The organism is Streptomyces sp. NPDC101132 (assembly GCF_044759225.1).
Lineage (GTDB): Bacteria > Actinomycetota > Actinomycetes > Streptomycetales > Streptomycetaceae > Streptomyces.
In genome coordinates this window covers 266873-286626 of the sequence record NZ_JBIVYX010000006.1, presented here as the reverse complement: position 1 = coordinate 286626, position 19754 = coordinate 266873, and the positions used below count along the sequence as shown (strand labels likewise).

The 19754-nt window shown below is 73.8% G+C and carries 16 protein-coding genes; 14 read left to right on the top strand and 2 right to left on the bottom strand.

The window, feature by feature from the left end:
- Window positions 1-105: 105 nt before the first annotated feature.
- Complete coding sequence (locus ACIQUR_RS16570) at window positions 106-642, top strand: YbjN domain-containing protein (RefSeq protein ID WP_399943541.1); 537 nt, start codon at window positions 106-108, stop codon at window positions 640-642.
- 211 nt (window positions 643-853) lie between these two features.
- Here ACIQUR_RS16570 and ACIQUR_RS16565 read toward each other — a convergent pair whose 3' ends face one another.
- Window positions 854-2059, bottom strand: a complete 1206-nt coding sequence (locus tag ACIQUR_RS16565) for a pyridoxal phosphate-dependent aminotransferase (RefSeq protein ID WP_403664549.1) — start codon at window positions 2057-2059, stop codon at window positions 854-856.
- A gap of 691 nt (window positions 2060-2750) precedes the next feature.
- On the opposite strand from ACIQUR_RS16565, the gene ACIQUR_RS16560 reads away from it, so the two are divergent.
- The 6 genes from ACIQUR_RS16560 to fbaA all read left to right on the top strand — a co-directional run bounded on the left by ACIQUR_RS16560 (window position 2751) and on the right by fbaA (window position 10013).
- Window positions 2751-3272, top strand: coding sequence for a DUF2617 family protein (locus tag ACIQUR_RS16560; RefSeq protein ID WP_403664547.1), 522 nt, complete (start codon window positions 2751-2753; stop codon window positions 3270-3272).
- A gap of 231 nt (window positions 3273-3503) precedes the next feature.
- Window positions 3504-5273 (top strand): polyamine aminopropyltransferase, encoded by a 1770-nt coding sequence (locus ACIQUR_RS16555; RefSeq protein ID WP_403664545.1) that lies wholly within the window; start codon window positions 3504-3506, stop codon window positions 5271-5273.
- 99 nt (window positions 5274-5372) lie between these two features.
- Window positions 5373-6269, top strand: coding sequence for an SRPBCC domain-containing protein (locus ACIQUR_RS16550; protein WP_403664543.1), 897 nt, complete (start codon window positions 5373-5375; stop codon window positions 6267-6269).
- A gap of 838 nt (window positions 6270-7107) precedes the next feature.
- Window positions 7108-7893, top strand: a complete 786-nt coding sequence (locus tag ACIQUR_RS16545; protein ID WP_403664541.1) for an aldose 1-epimerase — start codon at window positions 7108-7110, stop codon at window positions 7891-7893.
- 323 nt (window positions 7894-8216) lie between these two features.
- On the top strand, window positions 8217-8756 hold the full coding sequence (pyrE, locus tag ACIQUR_RS16540) for an orotate phosphoribosyltransferase (protein ID WP_403664539.1): 540 nt from the start codon (window positions 8217-8219) through the stop codon (window positions 8754-8756).
- 234 nt (window positions 8757-8990) lie between these two features.
- A complete protein-coding gene (gene fbaA, locus ACIQUR_RS16535; RefSeq protein ID WP_403664537.1) occupies window positions 8991-10013 on the top strand; it encodes a class II fructose-bisphosphate aldolase in 1023 nt (340 codons plus the stop codon).
- Window positions 10014-10241: 228 nt separating this feature from the next.
- On the opposite strand, the gene ACIQUR_RS16530 is transcribed toward fbaA, so the two are convergent.
- Complete coding sequence (locus ACIQUR_RS16530) at window positions 10242-11231, bottom strand: ScbA/BarX family gamma-butyrolactone biosynthesis protein (RefSeq protein WP_403664535.1); 990 nt, start codon at window positions 11229-11231, stop codon at window positions 10242-10244.
- Between the two features lie 388 nt (window positions 11232-11619).
- Here ACIQUR_RS16530 and ACIQUR_RS16525 point away from each other — a divergent pair, with 388 nt between their 5' ends.
- From ACIQUR_RS16525 to ACIQUR_RS16495, 7 genes are all read left to right on the top strand, one after another.
- Complete coding sequence (locus ACIQUR_RS16525) at window positions 11620-12333, top strand: HAD family hydrolase (protein WP_403664533.1); 714 nt, start codon at window positions 11620-11622, stop codon at window positions 12331-12333.
- Between the two features lie 52 nt (window positions 12334-12385).
- The gene (locus tag ACIQUR_RS16520) at window positions 12386-13153 is read left to right on the top strand and encodes a glucose 1-dehydrogenase (protein ID WP_403664531.1); all 768 of its coding nucleotides are present in this window, start codon (window positions 12386-12388) and stop codon (window positions 13151-13153) included.
- Window positions 13154-13325: 172 nt separating this feature from the next.
- Window positions 13326-14081: a ScbR family autoregulator-binding transcription factor gene (locus ACIQUR_RS16515; protein WP_403664529.1), complete on the top strand. Its 756-nt coding sequence runs from the start codon at window positions 13326-13328 to the stop codon at window positions 14079-14081.
- Between the two features lie 209 nt (window positions 14082-14290).
- Window positions 14291-15091 (top strand): BTAD domain-containing putative transcriptional regulator, encoded by an 801-nt coding sequence (locus tag ACIQUR_RS16510; protein WP_403664527.1) that lies wholly within the window; start codon window positions 14291-14293, stop codon window positions 15089-15091.
- A gap of 708 nt (window positions 15092-15799) precedes the next feature.
- On the top strand, window positions 15800-17431 hold the full coding sequence (locus ACIQUR_RS16505) for a carboxylesterase family protein (protein ID WP_403664525.1): 1632 nt from the start codon (window positions 15800-15802) through the stop codon (window positions 17429-17431).
- Window positions 17432-17523: 92 nt separating this feature from the next.
- Window positions 17524-18705: a 3-deoxy-7-phosphoheptulonate synthase gene (locus ACIQUR_RS16500; protein WP_403664523.1), complete on the top strand. Its 1182-nt coding sequence runs from the start codon at window positions 17524-17526 to the stop codon at window positions 18703-18705.
- Window positions 18706-18753: 48 nt separating this feature from the next.
- A complete protein-coding gene (locus ACIQUR_RS16495; protein ID WP_403664521.1) occupies window positions 18754-19650 on the top strand; it encodes an SDR family NAD(P)-dependent oxidoreductase in 897 nt (298 codons plus the stop codon).
- The last annotated feature ends 104 nt before the right edge of the window (window positions 19651-19754 follow it).

The window sequence follows — 19754 nt, the reverse complement described above, 5'->3', positions numbered from 1 at the left end:
TTCCGGGCGGCCGGGTTCCGCCCGCAGCGGATCGCGGCGGCGGGGGTTGCCATGGGGTGGGCGTGATGGGGGAGGATGGCGGTATCCGCACGAAGGGAAATCACGGTGAGCATCGATCCGGCCTCGATTCCGAACTTCGGGGGCCAGCCCGACCCGCAGGCCACTGGACCGGCGGGTCCCGTCGTGCCCGACCAGGACCTGGTCAAGCAGCTGCTGGAGCAGATGGAGCTCAAGTACGTCGTCGACGACGAGGGTGACCTCGCGGCGCCGTGGGAGGAGTTCCGCACGTACTTCATGTTCCGCGGCGAGGACGAGCAGCAGGTGTTCTCGGTCCGGACGTTCTACGACCGTCCGCACGCGATCGAGGAGCGTCCGCAGCTCCTCGAGTCGATCGACGACTGGAACCGCCGCACCCTGTGGCCCAAGGTCTACACCCACACCCACGACGACGGCTCCGTCCGCCTCATCGGCGAGGCGCAGATGCTGATCGGCACCGGCGTCAGCCTGGAGCACTTCGTCTCCTCCACCGTCAGCTGGGTCCGCGCCTCCATCGAGTTCGACAAGTGGCTCGTGGAGCAGCTCGGCCTGGAGAAGGAGATCGACTCCGCGGGCGACGAGCCCGAGGGCGACGACGAGGCCTGAGCGGCCGCGCCCTGACCGGGACCCCGGCGCCGAGCGCCGGGCAGGTCCCGTGGGCGTACGGACAGCCCGGCGGGGGCCCCGGTCACGACGACCGGGACCCCTGGCCGGGCTTTTGGCGTTCCGGGTCCGAGGCCTGAGCCGGGGGCTGAGGCCAGGGGGCCGGGGTGGGGCTTCGGGCTGGGGGCTGGAGGCTGTGGGCCGTCGGGGCCGGCTACAGCTTGCGCAGGCGGGTGGCGGCTTCCTGCAGGACCTCGTCCTTCTTGCAGAAGGCGAAGCGGACGAGGGAGCGGCCCGCCGTCTCGTCGTCGTAGAAGACGGAGTTCGGGATGGCGACGACGCCGCAGCGGGCCGGCAGCTCGCGGCAGAAGGCCAGGGCGTCCCGCTCGCCGAGCGGGGTGATGTCGGTGGTGATGAAGTACGTGCCCGCGGGCCGGAAGACCTCGAAGCCGGCCGCCTCCAGGCCGCCGGTCAGGATGTCCCGCTTGCGGGCCATGTCGGCGCGGAAGCCCTCGTAGTACGCGTCCGGCAGGGCCAGGGCCTCGGCGACGGCGTACTGGAACGGGCCCGACGAGACGAAGGTCAGGAACTGCTTCGCGGTGCGGACGGCCGCGGTCAGCGCGGGGGAGGCGGTGATCCAGCCGACCTTCCACCCGGTGAACGAGAAGGTCTTGCCGGCGGAGGAGATGGTGACCGTCCGGTCGCGCATGCCGGGGAACGAGGCGATCGGGACGTGCGCGCCCTCGAAGACCAGGTGCTCGTAGACCTCGTCCGTGACGACCAGCAGGTCCCGCTCCACCGCCAGCTCCGCGATGGCGCGCAGCTCGGCCTCGGTGAGGACGGTGCCCGTGGGGTTGTGGGGGGTGTTGAGGAGCAGCAGGCGGGTGCGCGGGGTGACGGCGGCCCGCAGCTCGTCGAGGTCCAGCCGGAAGGCGCCCTCGTGCGGGCGGAGGGTGACGGGGACGCGGGTGGCGCCGGCCATGGCGATGCAGGCCGCGTACGAGTCGTAGTACGGCTCCAGGGCGACGACCTCGTCGCCGGGCTCCAGCAGGGCCAGCAGGGAGGCCGCGATGGCCTCGGTCGCGCCCGCGGTGACCAGCACCTCGGTGTCCGGGTCGTGGGCGAGCCCGTAGAAGCGGCGCTGGTGGTCGGCGACGGCCCGGCGGAGCTCGGGGATGCCGGGGCCGGGCGGGTACTGGTTGCCGCGGCCCTCGCGGACGGCGCGTACCGCGGCCTCGGCGATCTCCTCCGGGCCGTCGGTGTCGGGGAAGCCCTGGCCCAGGTTGACGGAGCCGGTGCTGACGGCGAGCGCGGACATCTCCGCGAAGATCGTGGTGCCGAACGAGGCCAGGCGCCGGTTGAGGAACGGGCGGCCGGCGGCGGACCCGGGTCCGGGCGGGGTGCCGTGAGGTGCGGTCATGGGCGCCATCCTGCGCGGAACCTCTGGACTAGCTCAAGTGTGCTTTGGGCCGCGGGGCGCGGGGGGACACCCCGGTTACGCGGGACGCGGGGATCCCGCACTCGGGGGACCGAGCGAGTGCAGAAGGGGGCGAGGATCATGTTCCTGGCCTTTGGAGTGCTGTTGGTACTGCTGGTGGCGGGGCTCGTCTGGGTGATGGCCCGCAGCGGGGCGCAGACCCGGCCGCGCCGGCGCCGGTCGGGGAGCTGGTGGGCCGACTCCGGTTCCCACAGCGCCGGGTCGTCGTGCGGCACGGGGTCGTCCTGCGGTTCCTCCTCGTCGTGTGGCGGCTCGTCCTCGTCCTGCGGGGGCGGGGGAGGAGGGTGCGGGGGCGGCGGGTCCTGAGGGGCCGCGCGTGATCCGGCAAGGCCCGAGGGCCCGGCGGCGCAACTTCCGCCGGGCTCTGTCGCGTTGAACAGGTGAACTGGGTAGCCCCCGAGGGGATGTAAACCACGTCAAGTTGGGTAAAAACGCTGTGTGCGCCGTGCCTTTCATGATTCCCTCGGTTGAGTAGACCAGTCCTCGGACTTCCTCGGGCCTCCTCGGATCTCCCAGGGCTTTCCTGTGGACGAGCCGGTGACACCCCCATCCGCCGCACGGCCGGCCGGGGCGCGTCCGGCCGACCTCCCTCGCGCGTTTGCGGAGCCGATTCATGCTCACGACCCTCAAGACCACGTACACCGACACGCGTGCCGCCGACCTCGCCTGGGCCCTGGGCCGTGAACCGCTGCCCGCCCTCGCCGTAATGAAGCTCGAACTCACGGGTGCCAAGGTGGAGTTGCGCCTGCTCGGGGCCTCTCACCAGGTGCTGCTCGAAGAAGGCGACGTCATCTGTTCCGAGACGGTCGCCTGCATGCCCGGCAGCAGTACGCCGCTGCCGCTCGGGGTCGCCAAGCGCATCGGTGCCTGGGAGTACGAGTTCGCCGCGCGCGTCGAGACGCTGTCGCAGGGCTCGTTCGCGGGGCGGGCGCAGGAGTTGCTCGCGCTGGTCGCGGATCACCCGAACGGACTCGCCGGCACCTTTCCCGGGAGCCCGCACGCCTTCACGGCCATGCTGGCGCAGCGGTACGAGGGTCAGGTGCGGTGGCGCACGTGGCACGCGTACCCGCAGGAGGGCCAGCTGGTGGCCACGCGGACGCGCGTGGGGGTGCGGATGGCGGCCTCGCTGATCTGAGGTGCGGCGCGGGTGGGTGGTGTCGTGGTGGTGGTGTGGTGCTGTGGTGGCGTTGTGGCGCGGGGTTGTCGTGGCGGTCGTGGCGGTCGTGGTGGTCGCGCGGGTGGTGCGGTTCGGCGCGGGGTGGGGTGCGCCGCCGCACAAACGATCCGCCAACTGGCTGACACAGTGCGCCAGTTGCACCCATGTGGGTGACGGGGTGTGGGCATGGAGTGACGTACGGTTCGGTTCATGATCGACCGTTCCCCTGCCCGTGGTGGGGAGGCCCCGAGCGCTCCCGCCGCCCCCGGCGGGCTCCCGGCGCCCGCGGCGGATCTCGTGCCCGGCGGGGATCCCGTGGCCGTGGTGGAGGCCGGTTCGGCGGCGCTGCCCGTGCGGCCGAGGACCGGGCGGCTGCTGGTGCTCGCGACCGTGTTCGTCTGTGCGGCCTGCGGACTCGTGTACGAACTCGAACTGCTGGCGCTCGCCTCGTACCTCATCGGCGACTCCGTCACCCAGGCCTCCGTCGTGCTGTCCGTGATGGTCTTCGCGATGGGCGTCGGCTCCCTCCTCGCGAAGCGGCTGCGGGCGCGGCCCGCCGTCGGCTTCGGGGCGGTGGAGGCGGTGCTCGCGCTCGTCGGCGGGCTGTCCGCGACAGCGCTGTACGCGTGCTTCGCCTGGCTCGGCGAGTCCAGGCCCGCGCTGGTGGCCTTCTCCCTCGCGATCGGGGTGCTCATCGGTGCGGAGATCCCGCTGCTCATGACCCTGATCCAGCGGGTCAGACGGCAGGACGCGGGCGGTGCCGTCGCCGATCTCTTCGCCGCCGACTACGTCGGTGCCCTGGTCGGCGGCCTGGCCTTCCCCTTTCTGCTGCTGCCGATGCTCGGGCAGCTCACCGGCGCGATGCTGACCGGCACCGTCAATGCGGCCGTCGGCGGGGCGCTCGTCCTGTGGCTGTTCCGGGGGGACCTCAGCCGGCGGGCGCGCTGGCTGCTGCTCGCGGCCAACCTCTGCGTCCTCGCCGTGCTGGCCTCCGCCACCGTGCTGGCCGACGACTTCGAGCGGGTGGCGCGGCGGGCGGTGTACGGGGCCGAGGTGCGGGTCGCCGTACAGACCGACGTACAGGAACTGGTGGTCACCGGCCCCTCGCGCGGGTCACCCCGGTCGCTCGACCTGTACCTCGACGGGCGGCTGCGGGTGAGCGGGTACGACGAGCACCGCTACCACGAGGCGCTGGTGCACCCCGCGATGAACGGACCGCACGAGCGGGTGCTGGTGCTGGGCGGCGGGGACGGGCTGGCTGCGCGCGAGGTGCTGCGGTACCCGGACGTGCGGCGCGTGACGGTGGTCGAGCTGGACGCGGGGGTGGTGCGGCTGGCGCGTACGGACCCGATGCTCTCGCAGCTGAACGGGCACGTCTTCGGCGACCCGCGGGTGCGGGTGGTGACGGCGGACGCCTTCCAGTGGCTGCGGGAGGGGGCGGGCGAGGGGGAGGGCCGGGTGGGTGGGGGTGGTCCGGGTGGCGGGGCGGGGTCCCGTGCCGCCGGGCCGGCCCGGACCGCCGGGTACGACGTGGTCGTGTCCGACCTGCCGGATCCCGGGATCACGCCGAGTACGAAGCTGTACTCGCAGGAGTTCTACGGGCTGGTCGCGCGGGCCCTGCGGCCCGGGGGCCGTGCGGTGGTGCACGCCGGCTCGCTGTCGGCGCGGCCGCGCACGTTCTGGACGGTCGAGGCGACGCTGCGGGCCGCGGGGCTCGCGACCCGGCCGTACACGGCGGGGGGCCGGCTGTCGGGGTTCGAGGCCGGGCCCGACCGGTCGACCGGGCGCGGCGGGGCGCCGGTGGACTGGGGATTCGTACTGGCCGGCCCCGGACGGCCGCCCGCGCTGGGGGTGCGGCGGGACGCGGGTGCGCTGCGTTCGCTGTCCGACGCCGCGCTGGACGCGGCCTCGCGGGACGCGGAGCGGGCCAGGATGCGCGGGCTGCCGGCTTCCACGCTGCCGCATCCCCGGTACACGTAGGGGTTCCGCCGGGGTGGGGATGGCGGTGGGGCGGTGTCCGGTGGGTCGGCGGTGCGCGGGAGGGTGCGCGGGGCGTCCCCGTGGGTAGGCTCGGCTGTCATGGAGCATCAGGTGTTCGTACCGGTGGCCGTGGACGACCTCCGAGCCGTGCTGCGGGATCCCGCGCGGGTGGCGGGCTGCGTGCCCGGGCTCCAGCGGGACGCGGGTGAAGCGGTTTCTGCGTCTGAGGCCGGGGGCGGGGCCGGTGGTACCGGTGTTGTCGGCGGTCTCGGCGGTGTCGGCGGGGGGTCGTTCGGCGGACGGCTCAAGGTGCGGGTCGGGAACAGCACCGTGACGTACCGGGGCGTGGTCTCCGTGGTCGAGGCCGGTGATGCCGGGTTCGTGGTGGTGGCCGAGGGCGCGGAGGTACGCGGCTCCGGCTCGGTGTCGGTCACCCTGCGGGTGGCGCTGCGGGGCGGGGCCGAGGGGACCTGGCTGGAGTTCGCCGGGGACGCGGAGGTGGCCGGGAGGGCCGCCGAGTTCGCGCCGGAGGCCGCCGACGCGGCGGTGCGCAGGCTGCTGGACCGGGTGGGTTCGGCGCTCGGGGACGAGGCGGCCGTGGCACCGGGGGGCGGGGCGGAGGGGGAGTCTCCGTCGGGTGCGGGTCCCGTGCCGGGTGCGGGTGCGGGTGTGGATCCGGGGGCTGGGGCTGGTGGGTCGGCTTCGGTGTTCGACGCGGAGGTGCCGCCGCCGTCGCTCGATCCGGCGCTGGATCCCTTCCTGGAGGACGACTTCGGCACGCGGGTGCCGGCCGAGGCGGCCCATGCGCGGCGCACGATGATCGGGCGCAGCGCGGAGGAGGTCGACCACGCGCCGCCGCGCGGGCGGTACGCGCCGGTTCCGGCCCCGGAGGCGGGGGGAGCGGGCGGGGCGATGCGGTGGGTGGCGCCGGCTGCCGCGCTGGCGTTGGCGGGGGCGGTCGTGGTGGCGCGGTCGCTTCGGCGTCGCCGGCCCTGACCTCCCGGTCCGGGGGCTGCTGCCGCTGACCTCCCGGTCCGGGGGCTGCTGCCGGTGACCTGCCGGTCCGGGGGCTGCTGCCGCTGTGCCCCGGTCCCGCCCTTCTTCCGTTCACCGTGGCTCTGCCCCGGGCCCCGGGGCCGGCCGGTCGGGCCGGTACGGGTTTTCGGCCCGGTCCCGGGGACCGTCCGGCTGGGTCGGTACCGGGTGGGGACGTGGTGCCGGGCCGCCCCGCTGAATCGTGCCCCGGTCCCGCCCTTCTCCCGTTCACCGGGGCTCTGCCCCGGATCCCCGCCGGTGGCCTGCGGCTCGGAACCCCCGTCGGGCTGCGCCCCGGGCCCCGCCCGAGGGGTGTGGGGACAGTCCGTGCGGGCCCGGGGTGCAGCCCCGAGGGGGTGTGGGGCACAGGTGCGCGGGTTCGGGATGCAGGCCCGCGGGGTCCGGGGCGTGGTCCCGGTGAACGGAAGAAGGGCGGGGCAGGGGCATCTTCCCGCTTCAGCCGAGCGGCCTCCGGGCCCGCACGGGGGTGCCCCGGGCCCCGCCGGGCCTGTGGCCCGGGGCCTCCTCGGAGCTGTGCGCCGGAACTGGACCGGCTGTGCGCCGGGTCTGGAGGGGCTCTGTCCCGGGCGCCGGCGGGGTGGTGGCTTGGGCTGCGGCGGGGTGGTGGCTTGGGCTGCGGCGGGGTGGTGGCTCGGGCGCCGGCGGGGCGGTGGCTCGGGCCGCGGCGGGGTGGTGGCTCGGGCTCTTCGGGGGGTGGTCACGGGTGTTCGGTGGCGAGGATCTCGCGGGGGCGCTCGGGGTGGGGGAGGAATCGGGGTGGCGGTCGTAGGGTCGGGGCATGAGTGAAGTGACCGAACTGAGCGCCGGTGGCGTGGATCTGGTTGTCGATCAGGGGAACGGGTGCCGGATCGCGAGTCTGCGGGTCGACGGGACCGAGTTGCTGCGGCAGGGCGAGCGGTACGGGGCGTTTCCGATGGTGCCCTGGTGCGGGCGGATCCGGGACGGGCGGTTCCGGGACGGGGCCGCCGAGCACCAGATGCCGGTGAACGCACCCCCGCACGCCATCCACGGCTTCGCGCGGGACGCCGCCTGGCGGGTGGCCGCGGCCGAGAAGGCCTCGGCGGCGTTCACGTACGACCTGGCCGACCCCTGGCCGTACAGCGGGCGGGTCACGCAGCGCGTGGAGCTGGCCGAGGACTCGCTGACCCTCGCGCTCGGCGTGGAGACGTACCAGGACTCCTTCCCGGCGCAGGCCGGCTGGCACCCCTGGTTCCTGCGGAACATCGGCGGCGAGGACGCGCGGGTGGAGTTCGACGCGGCCTGGCAGGAGGAGCGCGGGGACGACCACCTGCCCACCGGGCGGCGGATCGATCCGCTGCCGGGGCCCTGGGACGACTGCTTCGGGATGCCCGACGGCGTCCGGGTCACGCTGACCTGGCCGGGGCAGCTGGAGCTGACGGTGCGGAGCCGGGCCGAATGGGTGGTCGTGTACGACGAGCAGGCCGAGGCCGTGTGCGTGGAGCCGCAGTCGGGTCCGCCGAACGGGCTCAACACGCTGCCGCGGCTCGTGACGCCGGTCGATCCGCTGGAGATCGAGACCGTGTGGTCCTGGCGGCGGCTCTAGGCCCTGTCTTTCGGATCACGCCGGGCTCGCGGGGTCTGGCACGCACGCTCGCCGCGTTGTCGTCGGTCGCCAACGCTCCGCGTTGACTCCCTCCTCCGCCTTGCGATCGCACGCACCAGGCCCCGCTCCCTGATCCGGCCTGATCCGAAAGACAGGGCCTAGGCCCTGGTGCGTGCGATCGCGAGGCGGAGGAGGGACGACAACGCGGTGGGCGTGCGTGCCGGGCCCCGCGAGCCGCCCGACGTGACCCGAAAGACAGGGCCTGGCCGCGGGCGGGATCGGGGCGGGACCGGGGCGGGAAGACAGGCCCTAAGCTCAAAGGCATGAGTGACGTACGTGGTGAGCTGCTCCAGCAGATCAAGGACAAGGCCGTCGTGCACGGCAAGGTCATCCTCTCTTCCGGCCGCGAGGCCGACTGGTACATCGACCTGCGCCGGGTGACCCTCGACGGCCAGGCGGCGCCGATGGTCGGGCAGGTCATGCTCGACCTCACCGCCGACCTCGACTTCGACTGCGTCGGCGGCCTCACCCTCGGCGCCGACCCGGTCGCGACCTCGATGCTGCACGCCTCCGCCGCGCGCGGCCGGCGCCTGGACGCCTTCGTGGTCCGCAAGGCCCAGAAGGCGCACGGCATGCAGCGCCGCATCGAGGGCACCGACGTCAAGGGCCGTCGCTGCCTGGTCGTCGAGGACACCTCCACCACCGGCGGCTCGCCGCTCACCGCCGTCGAGGCCGTCCGCGAGGCCGGCGGCGAGGTCGTCGCCGTGGCGACGATCGTGGACCGCGGTGCGGCCGGCGCGATCGCCGAGGCCGGGCTGCCGTACCTGACCGGGTACCAGCTCGACGAGCTGGGCCTCGCCTAGGAGCAACCGGCGTTGACGGGCGACAAGTCGTGACTTTCGTCCTTTGGCGCGGCTGACCTGCGGCTATATGGGCAAGGCGGAGTGTTTCACGTGAAACGCTCCGCCTTGTGTGCTTGTGGCACGGATACGCCGGGTGGACCGGGGCCGAGAGTCTGGAAAGATAGCCCCGACGATGACGTCGCCCCCAGGTCAGGGCCAACAGCACACCACCCGCACATCACAAGGAGCGGACAGATGCCCATCGCAACCCCCGAGGTCTACAACGAGATGCTCGACCGGGCGAAGGCAGGCAAGTTCGCCTACCCGGCCATCAACGTGACCTCGACCCAGACCCTGCACGCGGCCCTGCGTGGGTTCGCGGAGGCCGAGAGCGACGGCATCATCCAGATCTCCACCGGCGGTGCGGAGTTCCTGGGCGGCCAGTACAACAAGGACATGGTGACCGGTGCGGTCGCCCTGGCCGAGTTCGCGCACGTCGTCGCCGTGAAGTACGACATCACGGTCGCCCTGCACACCGACCACTGCCCGAAGGACAAGCTGGACGGCTACGTCCGCCCGCTGCTCGACATCTCCGCCGAGCGCGTGAAGGCCGGCCGCAACCCGCTCTTCCAGTCGCACATGTGGGACGGCTCCGCCGAGACCCTGGCCGACAACCTGGCCATCGGCCAGGAGCTGCTCGCCAAGGCCGCCGCCGCGAAGATCATCCTCGAGGTCGAGATCACCCCGACCGGCGGCGAGGAGGACGGCGTCAGCCACGAGATCAACGACGAGCTGTACACCACGGTCGAGGACGCGATCCGCACCGCCGAGGCCCTGGGCCTGGGCGAGAAGGGCCGCTACCTGCTGGCCGCCTCCTTCGGCAACGTGCACGGCGTCTACAAGCCGGGCAACGTGGTGCTGCGTCCGGAGCTGCTGAAGGACCTGCAGCAGGGCGTGGGCGAGAAGTACGGCAAGACCAACCCGTTCGACTTCGTCTTCCACGGCGGCTCCGGCTCCACCGAGCAGGAGATCGCCACCGCGCTGGAGAACGGCGTCGTGAAGATGAACCTCGACACCGACACCCAGTACGCCTTCACCCGCCCGGTCGCGGACCACATGTTCCGCAACTACGACGGTGTCCTGAAGGTCGACGGCGAGGTCGGCAAGAAGTCCACCTACGACCCGCGCACCTGGGGCAAGCTGGCCGAGGCGAGCATGGCCAAGCGCGTCACCGAGGCCTGCGCGAACCTGCGTTCCACCGGCACCAAGCTGAAGTAACGGCCGGGGAGCGTCGGCCGGCCGTCCGGCCGGTTCGTCCCCAGGTTGTGGAGGAAGGGGCCTTCCCGTCCGCGTGAGCGGTGGGGAGGCCCCTTCCTGCGTTCGGTGTGGACGGGTCACGGGTGGCCCCGGCGCCGACGGGCCCGGCGCGCACGGGCCCGGACGCGCGTGGTCCCCCGGCAGGGACAGGGGATCCGTGCCCGGGGGTGCGGCGGGTCGTGCGTCCGGTCAGGACCAGAGGGCGAGGGGGACGGCCGGGCGGGCCGTGGTGACCACGGCCGTGAAGACCGTCTCGCCGTCCTGGGTGCCCGTGACGCGGACCAGGCGGCTGCCGTCGCGCCCCTGGCCGAGCCGCTCGGCGCCGAGCAGGACCGGGCTGCCGAACTCCGCGTACCGGTGGTACGAACTGTCGACCGTGACCGGCAGCACCCCGCGCTCGGGCGAGAGCGCCACCGCGGCCTGGCGGGCCGCCTCCAGCAGCACCATGCCCGGCAGGTGGTCGCCGGGGTGGTCGAAGAGCACCGGGTGGCGGGTGTCGTAGCGGAGCTGCCAGGCGTCCGGGCGGCCGGTGGGGGAGAGCACCACGTCGAACGGCGACAGCCGGCCGACCTGCGAGGGGACGACGGGGGTGGCGGGCAGGCCGGGGGCGGGCCGCTGCGCGAGCTGCTCGGCGCGCAGCCTGCGGTAGACGGCGGGCGAGGTGCAGGTGTAGCCGGCGCCGCCGGTGGCGATGACCCGGCCGGACTGGCGCACCACGACCTCGTACCGCAGGCCCGTCAGCTGCTTGCCGCGGCGGCGGACGTCGGGGCAGGTGACCTCCAGGTCGAGGGAGGCCGGCGCCCCTCCTATCACCAGGTGGTCGGCGACGGCGGTGTAGTCCAGGCCCCACATCAGGAACTGGTAGCCCTGCGGCACGTCGTACGCCGCGTGCGCGAGGAGCGCGCCGACCTGACGGACCGTTTCGGCGACGAGCATCGGGTCGTAGTGGCTGCCGGCGATCGGGGTGAAGAAGCTGTGCCCGCGGGGCCACTGGGCCCGCACGTGGAAGCGGTCCTCGGCGAGCCGGCACCAGCCGGTCAGGAAGACCTCGGCGACGGCCGCCCGGTGGACGAGCTGGCGCGGGACCGTGGTCGTGAGCCCGTCGAGGTGCGACGGACACTCGCAGCGCACGGGGGTGGACGTGGTCGCGCGGTCGGTCGGTTCCAGGGTCGTGATCATGAGGTCCCTTGAGGTCTGGCCGAAAGTGACTTGAGCCCGCCGAAGGCAAAGTACGTACTTCCGGGTTTCTTTGACAGGCCCAGGATTACCCGATGATCATCCCCTCCGGGGGGCCCGAGTGACATGATTCACACCCCTCAAAAACCGCATTTTCGCTGGTCAGGCGGGAAAAGTGGCTGGTCAGCCGGGAGGAATTGATCGTTCCGGGATGATCGAAAAGTCCGGTCCAGGGGTTCCCTGTGGAACGTAATCGGGTATCTTTTGGGACCTGACAACATCCCTGCTGTCAGGTTTTTTTCGGGGGGACGCTCTGCATGCACATGGCGGCAGCCGCCCGGAAACCTTCTTGAACCCCACGCGATACCGGCTCCGCCGATTGGAGAACCCCGTGCACTCCGTGCAGCACATCCGTCCGCTGCGGCACCTGCGCCTCGCCGCCGTCAACATCGACGGCGTTCTCCTGAGCGACACCTTCAGCCCGGTGATCCACCACTTCGTCACCAGCCGCGGCGGCCACTACGACGCCGCCGTCGAGCGCGAGATCTTCTCGCAGCCCCGGCACGTCGCCGCCCGCGCGGCCGCCGCGGCCGCCGGCCTGGACTGGACGCCGCAGCGGGTGCTGGAGGTGTACTTCGAGGAGCGCGCGGCCTACCTGGAGCGCCACCCGCTGCGGGTGCTGGAGGGTGCCGAGCAGCTGCTGCACCGGCTGCGGGCCCTGGGGCTGCGCACGGTCTGCTACGGCGGCCTGTCCAAGGAGCACTTCGACCGCCACCTCGGCCACTACGCGCACCTCTTCGACGGCCCCCGGTACGTCTGCACCAACGACTTCCGCCCCGGCGTCCGGGAGATCGCGACCGAGTTCTTCGGACTGGAGCCCTCCCGGGCGGTCTTCATCGACGACGTCGCCCGCGTCTCCGACGCGGCACGCGACCTGGGCGCCGCCTTCATCGGCCACCCGAGCACCTTCGAGCACGGCTTCCAGCGGCAGTTGATGCGCGAGGCCGACGTCCGCCACGTCGTCGGTTCCCTCGCGGAGATCGACGAGCCGCTGCTGCGCGCTTTGGACGCAGAGGCCGCGAGCGGGCACGCTTGGGCCGCTTGATTTCCAGGAACACGCAGCAACAATCGACATTCGCCACCAAGGGGGCCCATCCATGTCCGAGAACCGACTGCTGGCAGGCAAGGTCGCACTGATCACCGGAGCGAGCAGCGGCATCGGTGCCGCCGCGGCCCGGGTCTTCGCGCGCGAGGGCGCGAAGGTCGTGCTGGCCGCCCGCCGTGAGGACCGGCTCAAGGAGATCGTCGACGAGCTGCGGGCGGGGGGCGCGGAGGCGACGTACGCCGTGACGGACGTGACCAGGCCCGATGACACCGCGGAGGCGGTCCAGCAGGCGGTCACGACCTTCGGCCGGCTGGACGCGGCGTTCAACAACGCGGGCTGGGGCGTGGGGCGCAGCCCGCTGCACAAGATGGGCGACCAGCTCTACGACGAGATCATGGACGTCAACGTCCGCGGCATCTGGAACTGTCTCCGCGACGAGATCGCCGCGATGCTGGAGACCGGCGGCGGCACCATCGTGAACACCAGCAGCGTCGGCGGCGTGGTCGCGACCCCGGTCGCCGCGCCGTACGTGGCGGCCAAGCACGCGGTGATCGGCCTGACGCGGGCCGCGGCCGCGGAGTACGCCGCACAGGGAATTCGAGTCAACGCGGTCGCGCCCGGCACCACGCGCACCGAGGTCGTGGAGCAGTGGTTCGCGGCCGTCCCGGGCATCGAGGAGCAGCTCCACGCGGCCACGCCGCAGCCGCGTACGGCCGACCCGCGGGAGATAGCGGAGGCGGCCGCCTGGCTGTGCAGTGAGCGGTCGTCTTTCGTCACCGGTGTGACCATGCCGGTGGACGGCGGCTTCACGATGGTGTGAAGCTGGTTCCCGAGGAACGTACCCGCGGGCATGTATTGCCGCGGGTGCCGGAAAACAGACTGGGAACACCGGAACACGACAGGACGGAACGCGCTCACCGTTCGCTGCAGGGGGGTTGTGCGGCGCTTTGAAAGATGGGGGGCAGGAGAGGGAAGAACAGCAGATGAGCAGGATGGAACGACCCATGGTCAAGCAGGACCGGGCGGTGCGCACGCGCCAGGCGATCCTGGAGGCGGCCGCCACGGTGTTCGAGGAGCGGGGCTACGACGCCGCGAAACTCACCGACATCGTCAAGATCGCCCAGGTGACCAAGGGGGCGCTGTACTTCCACTTCGACTCCAAGGAAGACCTCGCGCAGGCGGTGATCGACGCGCAGGTGCACGTGGAACCCACCCACACGCCGCAGGAGTTCAAGGCGCAGGAGTTCGTCGACGTCGGGATGATCTTCTCGTACCGGCTCAAGCACGACATCCTCATGCGCGGCAGCGCACGGCTGACCCTCGACCAGACCGGGCGCAGCCTGGCCCGCTCGGGTCCGTTCCACGGCTGGATCGACCTCAACTCCGGGATCCTCGCCGAGGCCAAGGAGCGCGGTGAGCTGCTCCCGCACGTGGACCCGGTGGCGACGGCCCGGCTGGTGGTCGGCGCGTACGCCGGCATCAACCTGATGTCGCAGACGCTGCAGGGCTCCGACCTGGACGAACAGGTCTCCACCCTCTACACGCTGCTCATGCCCAGCCTGGTGATCCCGGCCGTGGCCGTGCTGCTCGACACCCTGCCGGGGCGCGGCGGGCGGGCCCTGGGCGCGCTCGCCCCGGACCTCACCGCGGCCGCCGCCGTCGCCCCCCAGGAGGAGGCGACGGCCGAGGCCGAGGGGGACTGCCCCTCGTGCCGCGCCGACGCGACCCCCGGCGCTCCCGCCGCCTGACGTTCCCCCTCTCCCGCCCTCTCCGGCGGCCCGGCCCCGTGCCGGGCCGCCGCTTTGCGTGCGCGGGGCCGGCGCCGCCGGGGGGCCGTGACGGGGATCGCATCCCCGCGGGCGCATCTCTGTAGCCCTGAAAAAAACTTCCGGGTATTATTTTTTTGTGAGTGAGGCTCGCCGCCGACCGCGGCCTCGCCCTGCCCTGGGAGAGATCTGTGGACATTGACGTGCTCGGAGGGCTCGACGTCCTCGAGAACGGTGTGCCCATCACGCCCGCCACGCCGCAGGCGCGGCAGGTGCTCGCGGTGCTCGCGGCCCACACCGACCAGGTGGTCCCGGTCGCGGTGCTCGCCGAGGAACTGGAGGCGCACGCGCCGCCGGAGCACACCCGTGCCGTCCTGCACAGCTGCGTACGGCAGTTGCGCGACCAGCTCGGCGCGGCCCTGGGCCGTGCCGAGGGCGCCGAGGCCCGCACCCCCGAGACCGTGCTGGTCTCGCTGCCGGGCGGCTACCTCCTCGACACCGGCTGGGGCCGCTCCGACCTGCACGAGTTCGAACGCGAGGCCGGGGCCGGCTACCGCGCCATGGCCCGCGGCGACTACGAGACCGCGGCCCGCCGGCTGCGCGGCGCGCTGCGCCTCTGGAAGGGGCCCGCCTTCGACGGGGTCGCCGCCGGCGCCCGCCTCGGCGAACGCATCGCACAGCTGGAGGCCACCCGGCTGTCCGTCCTGGAGCAGTGGGTGGAGGCCGAACTGGCCCTGGGGCGCCACCAGGAGCTGCGCACCGAGCTGTCCGAGCTGATCGCCTCCTACCGGGGACGCGAGGCGGGCAGCGCCCCGTACCTCTCGGCCCTGCGGCGCTCCGGACGGCGGGCCGAGTCGCTGGACACCTACCGCTCGCTGGCCGACGCGCTGCGCGCGGACGTGGGCCGCAACGGCGCGGCGGCGGCCCGCGCCGTCCGGCGGGCGCTGCTGCTGGGGACGCAGCCGGCGGCGGTGGCGGGGCAGGTGGCCTGAGGCTTCCGGGACGGGTGCGGGGTGGTGCGCCGTGGTGCGGGCCGTGCCCGGCCCCGCGCCCCGGGGCGGTGGTCCACGGTGGGCCCGTGGACCTGTCTTCCGGGGTGCGCCTCCCCGAGGCGTTGTCAAGGCCGGCCGGCCATCGGCCCACGGGCCTTCGGGCGCCGTCCCGCAGTCGCCCCGCAGCCGCCCCGCGCCCCGGCCCCTGGCCGGCTCGTGCGTTCCGGTGCGCGTGGGTGCCGTCCGTGGGCGCCTCCACCGGCCCGCCGACAGCCCGCCACCGGCCCGGCCACGCCTGCCTGACTCCCTGGGGCCGGCTCCGCGCCGGATGGCCACGGCCCCCGGCCGCCAGGCCGGGAAACGGTCGCCGCCCGACCGGCGACCGCGGCCGGAACCGGCCCCCCGGCCGGCTCCCGAGAGGACGGCCCGAAACTCCAACTCCCCACGTCAGAAGCCCAATAGGGCACCGGAACCCCGCCCCACAGGACCTGACGCACTGTGACGGCACTTGACGGAAAGCGGATCACTGCGTTGGGCGGCCCCTGGGCCAGCCGACACGATCGACAGGACCCGCCACCGGCTCGCCACGAGCCTCCCTGATCCGTCGAGGAGTGAGTTCCGGCATGACCACGGCCGCCGTCTTCTGCTGCTCGGCCACCTGTGTTCCCGTACCCCCCGGCCGCCTCCCGTCCCGCCGGGAGGTGTGAGGTGGACGCCACCCGCGCCCAGGCTCCGGCCGTCCTGCCCGCCCGGGCGGACGTCCCGCCGGCGCCGCCCGTCGCCCGGACGACCGCCGGTTACGTGAAGGGCGAGCGCACCGGTGGGGTGATCGCCTTCCGCGGCATCCCGTACGCCGCCGCGCCCGTGGGCCCGCTGCGGTTCGCGTCGCCCCGCCCGCCGGCCGCCTGGAGCGGCGTACGGGACGCCGGCCAGGCGGCAGGAACGTTTCTCCAGCCGGACGGGACCGGATCCGAGGACGCCCTGTACGTCAATGTCTGGACCCCCTCGACCCACCAGACCACCGCCCGGCCCGTCCTCGTCCACGTGCACGGCGGCTCGTGGAGCTCCGGCGGCGCGGCCGGCGTCGACGGCGCCCGGCTGGCCGAGCGCGGCGACGTCGTGGTCGTGACCTTCGGCCACCGCCTCGGCGTCTTCGGCTTCGGCCTGCACGAGGAGCTCGCCGACCCGGAGACCGGCTCGTACGCGAACTGGGGCCTCCAGGACCAGGTCGCCGCCCTGCGCTGGACCCACGAGAACGCCGCCGCCTTCGGCGGCGACCCCGGCAACATCACCCTCGTCGGCGCCGAGGCCGGCGGTGCGAGCGTGCACCAGCTGGCCCTGCTGCCGGTGACCCGCCCGCTGATCCGCCGCATCGTCCCCGTCAGGCCCGCGCACGTCCGGGCCCCCGGCCTCTGCCTCACCGCCGAGGACGCCCGCACCGTGTACGACACCCTCGCCGCGCGGTTCGGCACCACCGTGCCCGGCCTGCGCGCGGTGCCGGCGGCCGAGCTCAACGCCGCCTGGCACCGGCTGTTCTCCGTACGCCCCGAGGAACGCCCCGTACGCAGCGGCCGGCACTACCGCGGCCCGGTGCTCGACGGCGTCTGGCTGCGCGCGTACGACCACGAACAGCCGCCCCCGGAACTTCCCGTGCTCTCCGTGTACGCCGCCCCGGGCCTCCCGCCGGCCGGCCCCGGACCCGCCGACGAGGCCGAACTGCGCACCTGGATCACCGAGTTGCTGCGCCAGGCCGACCCGGCCGCGGACCGTACGGCGGCGGACGAGGTGCTGCGCGCCTACCGCGCCGCGGCCCTCGCCGAGGGCCGGACCGCCGGCCTCCCGTCCCTGTGGGCCGCGATCCGCGAGGACGCCCACTTCCGCCACCCGGTGCTGCGCATGGCCGACCGCCACGCGCGGGCCGGACGCTGGCCGCAGTACGTGCTGGAGCTCGCCCTCCCGGCGGCCGCCCACCCGGCGGATCCCGCCCACCCGGCAGGCCCCGCGGGCCCCGCGCACCCGGCCGCCGCCCACGAGGCGGCCGTGGCCCTCCTCTTCGGCACCCGTGGTCCGGCGGGACACCTCGCCGGTGCCGCCGACACCGACGGGCAGCCGAGCCGGGAGCCGACGGAGGCCGGCGAGGTCCTCGCCGACCTGGTGGTCTCCTTCGCACGCACCGGAGTGCCGCGCGCTCCGCGGGTCCCCGACTGGCCGGCCCTCTCCCCCGGCCGGCCACGCGCGCTGGTCCTCGGCGGCGCCGCCGTCGCCAGGACCGGCGCGCTCCCCCAGCAGGGGCAGCTGCGCTTCTGGGACGACACGGGACGGGTGCCCGGCCGCGCCTGACCGCCCCGCCACCCCTCACCCCGGCGCGTGCCGAAGACGACGCGCGCCGAGTCACTCGTACCTCGGAACGATCTACGCACCAGGAGACACCCGTGGACAACACCCTGCTCGACATCGGCCTCAAGACGGCCCTCCAACAGCCCGAATGGGAAGACCACGCACAGGTCGAGCTCGTCCGCCAGGAGCTGGCCGCCCACACCCCGCTGGTCCGCGCCCAGGACGTGCGCACCCTGCGCGAGGCGCTCGCCCGGGTCGCCCTCGGCGAGGCCAAGCTGGTCCAGGCGGGGGACTGCGCCGAGGACCCCGACGAGAGCACCGCCCGGGACGTGCACCGCAAGGCCGCGGTGCTCGACCTGGTCGCCGGCGCGCTCAAGATGATCACCCACAAGCCGGTGGTCAGGATCGGCCGCCTCGCCGGCCAGTTCGCCAAGCCGCGCTCCAACCCCACGGAGGTCATCGACGGCGTCGAACTGCCCGTGTACCGCGGTCACCTGGTCAACGGCCCCGAGCCGGACCCGGCCTCGCGCCGCCCCGACCCGCTGCGCATGCTCACCGGCTACATGGCCGCCTGCGAGATCAACAAGCACCTCGGCTGGTACGCGGACCGCCGCGACGGCAACGACGTGCTGCTGGAGCCGCCGGTGTGGACCAGCCACGAGGCGCTGCTCCTCGACTACGAGCTGCCGCAGGTCCGCCCGGACGGGGAGGGCGGCCGCTACCTGGCCTCCACGCACTTCCCGTGGATCGGCGAGCGCACCCGGCAGCTCGACGGCGCGCACGTGGCGCTGCTGTCGCAGGTCGAGAACCCGGTGGCCTGCAAGGTCGGCCCCACGATGAGCCCCGAGGACGTGGTCACGCTCTGCGGGATCCTCGACCCGCGGCGCGAGCCCGGCCGGCTCACCCTGATCGCCCGGATGGGCGCGGACGCGGCCGCCGACAAGCTGCCCCCGCTGGTGGAGGCGGTGCGGCGGGCCGGGCACCCGGTGATCTGGCTGACCGACCCGATGCACGGCAACACCGTCTCGACGCCGGGCGGCTACAAGACGCGGTACCTGGAGACCGTCGAACGCGAGGTACGGGCCTTCCAGTTCGCCGTCGAGTCCGCCGGCGGCGTCGCCGGCGGCCTGCACCTGGAGACGACGCCCGACGACGTCACGGAGTGCGTGGTCAACGCGTCCGCCGCCGACCGGGTGGGCGACGCGTACACGAGCTTCTGCGACCCGCGGCTCAACCCGTCGCAGGCCATCTCGGTGGTCACCGCCTGGCAGAAGTGACGCGGCCGCCGAGATGGGGCGGCCCCGCGAATCCCTTGGAGGGGAACCATGTTGGACAAGGTCGCCGTCGTCACGGGCGCGGCGGGGGGCATCGGACGGGCCGTCGTCCGCGCGCTGGCGCGGCGCGGGGCGCTGGTCGCCGCCGTGGACCGGGACGCGGACACGCTGCGCGCGGCCGTCGAGGAGCTGAACGAGGAGCTCCGCGTGGAGTGCGCCGCGGCCCGCGCCGCGGAGGCGGCCCACCTCGCCGAGGTGCGGGAGGCGGTGCGGATCGGCTCGGACGGCCAGTACGTGCCGGAGGCGCCGCCCGCCGAGTACAAGGGGCCGCGCATCTACGCGTTCGCCGCGGACGTCGCCTCCAGCGCCGCTGTGGACGAGCTGACGGAGCGCGTCGAGAACGAGCTGGGTCCGATCGAGTACCTGGTGAACTCGGCGGGCGTGCTGCGGCTGGGCAAGGTCACCGACTACAGCGACGAGGACTGGCAGACCACCTTCCGGGTCAACGCGGACGGCGTCTTCCACCTGTCCCGCGCGGTGACCCGGCGGATGCTCACCCGCCACCGGGGCGCGCTGGTCACGGTCGCCTCGAACGCGGCCGCGACGCCGCGCGCCGACATGGCCGCGTACGCCGCCTCCAAGGCGGCCGCGGCGATGTTCACCAAGTCGCTGGGCCTGGAGGTCGCCCGGCACGGGATCCGCTGCAACATCGTCGCCCCCGGCTCCACGGACACGCCGATGCTGCGCTCGATGTGGCCGGACGAGTCCGCCGCGCGCGGCACGCTGGAGGGCAATCCCGAGGCCTTCCGCATCGGCATCCCGCTGGGCCGGATCGCCCAGCCGGACAACGTCGCCGACGCCGTCGCCTTCCTGCTGTCCGACGAGGCGGAGCAGATCACCCTGCACGTCATGACCGTCGACGGCGGTGCCTCGCTCGGGGCCGCCTGACCGGGCCCGCCCCGCCGCGGGGCCGGCCCCCTGTCCCGGGCCGGCCCCGCCCCGGGCCCGTGCGGCCCTGTCCCGAGTGCCGCACGGGCCCGTTCCTCCGCACC

Bases quoted from the DNA above. Each gene is read 5' to 3' on its own strand.
- fbaA (WP_403664537.1), top strand. From the start codon at position 8,991: ATGCCCATCGCAACCCCCGAGGTCTACAACGAGATGCTCGACCGGGCG.
- ACIQUR_RS16520 (WP_403664531.1), top strand. From the start codon at position 12,386: ATGTCCGAGAACCGACTGCTGGCAGGCAAGGTCGCACTGATCACCGGA.
- ACIQUR_RS16560 (WP_403664547.1), top strand. From the start codon at position 2,751: ATGCTCACGACCCTCAAGACCACGTACACCGACACGCGTGCCGCCGAC.
- ACIQUR_RS16530 (WP_403664535.1), bottom strand. From the start codon at position 11,231: ATGATCACGACCCTGGAACCGACCGACCGCGCGACCACGTCCACCCCC.
- pyrE (WP_403664539.1), top strand. From the start codon at position 8,217: ATGAGTGACGTACGTGGTGAGCTGCTCCAGCAGATCAAGGACAAGGCC.
- ACIQUR_RS16545 (WP_403664541.1), top strand. From the start codon at position 7,108: ATGAGTGAAGTGACCGAACTGAGCGCCGGTGGCGTGGATCTGGTTGTC.
- ACIQUR_RS16495 (WP_403664521.1), top strand. From the start codon at position 18,754: ATGTTGGACAAGGTCGCCGTCGTCACGGGCGCGGCGGGGGGCATCGGA.
- ACIQUR_RS16515 (WP_403664529.1), top strand. From the start codon at position 13,326: ATGGAACGACCCATGGTCAAGCAGGACCGGGCGGTGCGCACGCGCCAG.
- ACIQUR_RS16565 (WP_403664549.1), bottom strand. From the start codon at position 2,059: ATGACCGCACCTCACGGCACCCCGCCCGGACCCGGGTCCGCCGCCGGC.
- ACIQUR_RS16555 (WP_403664545.1), top strand. From the start codon at position 3,504: ATGATCGACCGTTCCCCTGCCCGTGGTGGGGAGGCCCCGAGCGCTCCC.
- ACIQUR_RS16550 (WP_403664543.1), top strand. From the start codon at position 5,373: ATGGAGCATCAGGTGTTCGTACCGGTGGCCGTGGACGACCTCCGAGCC.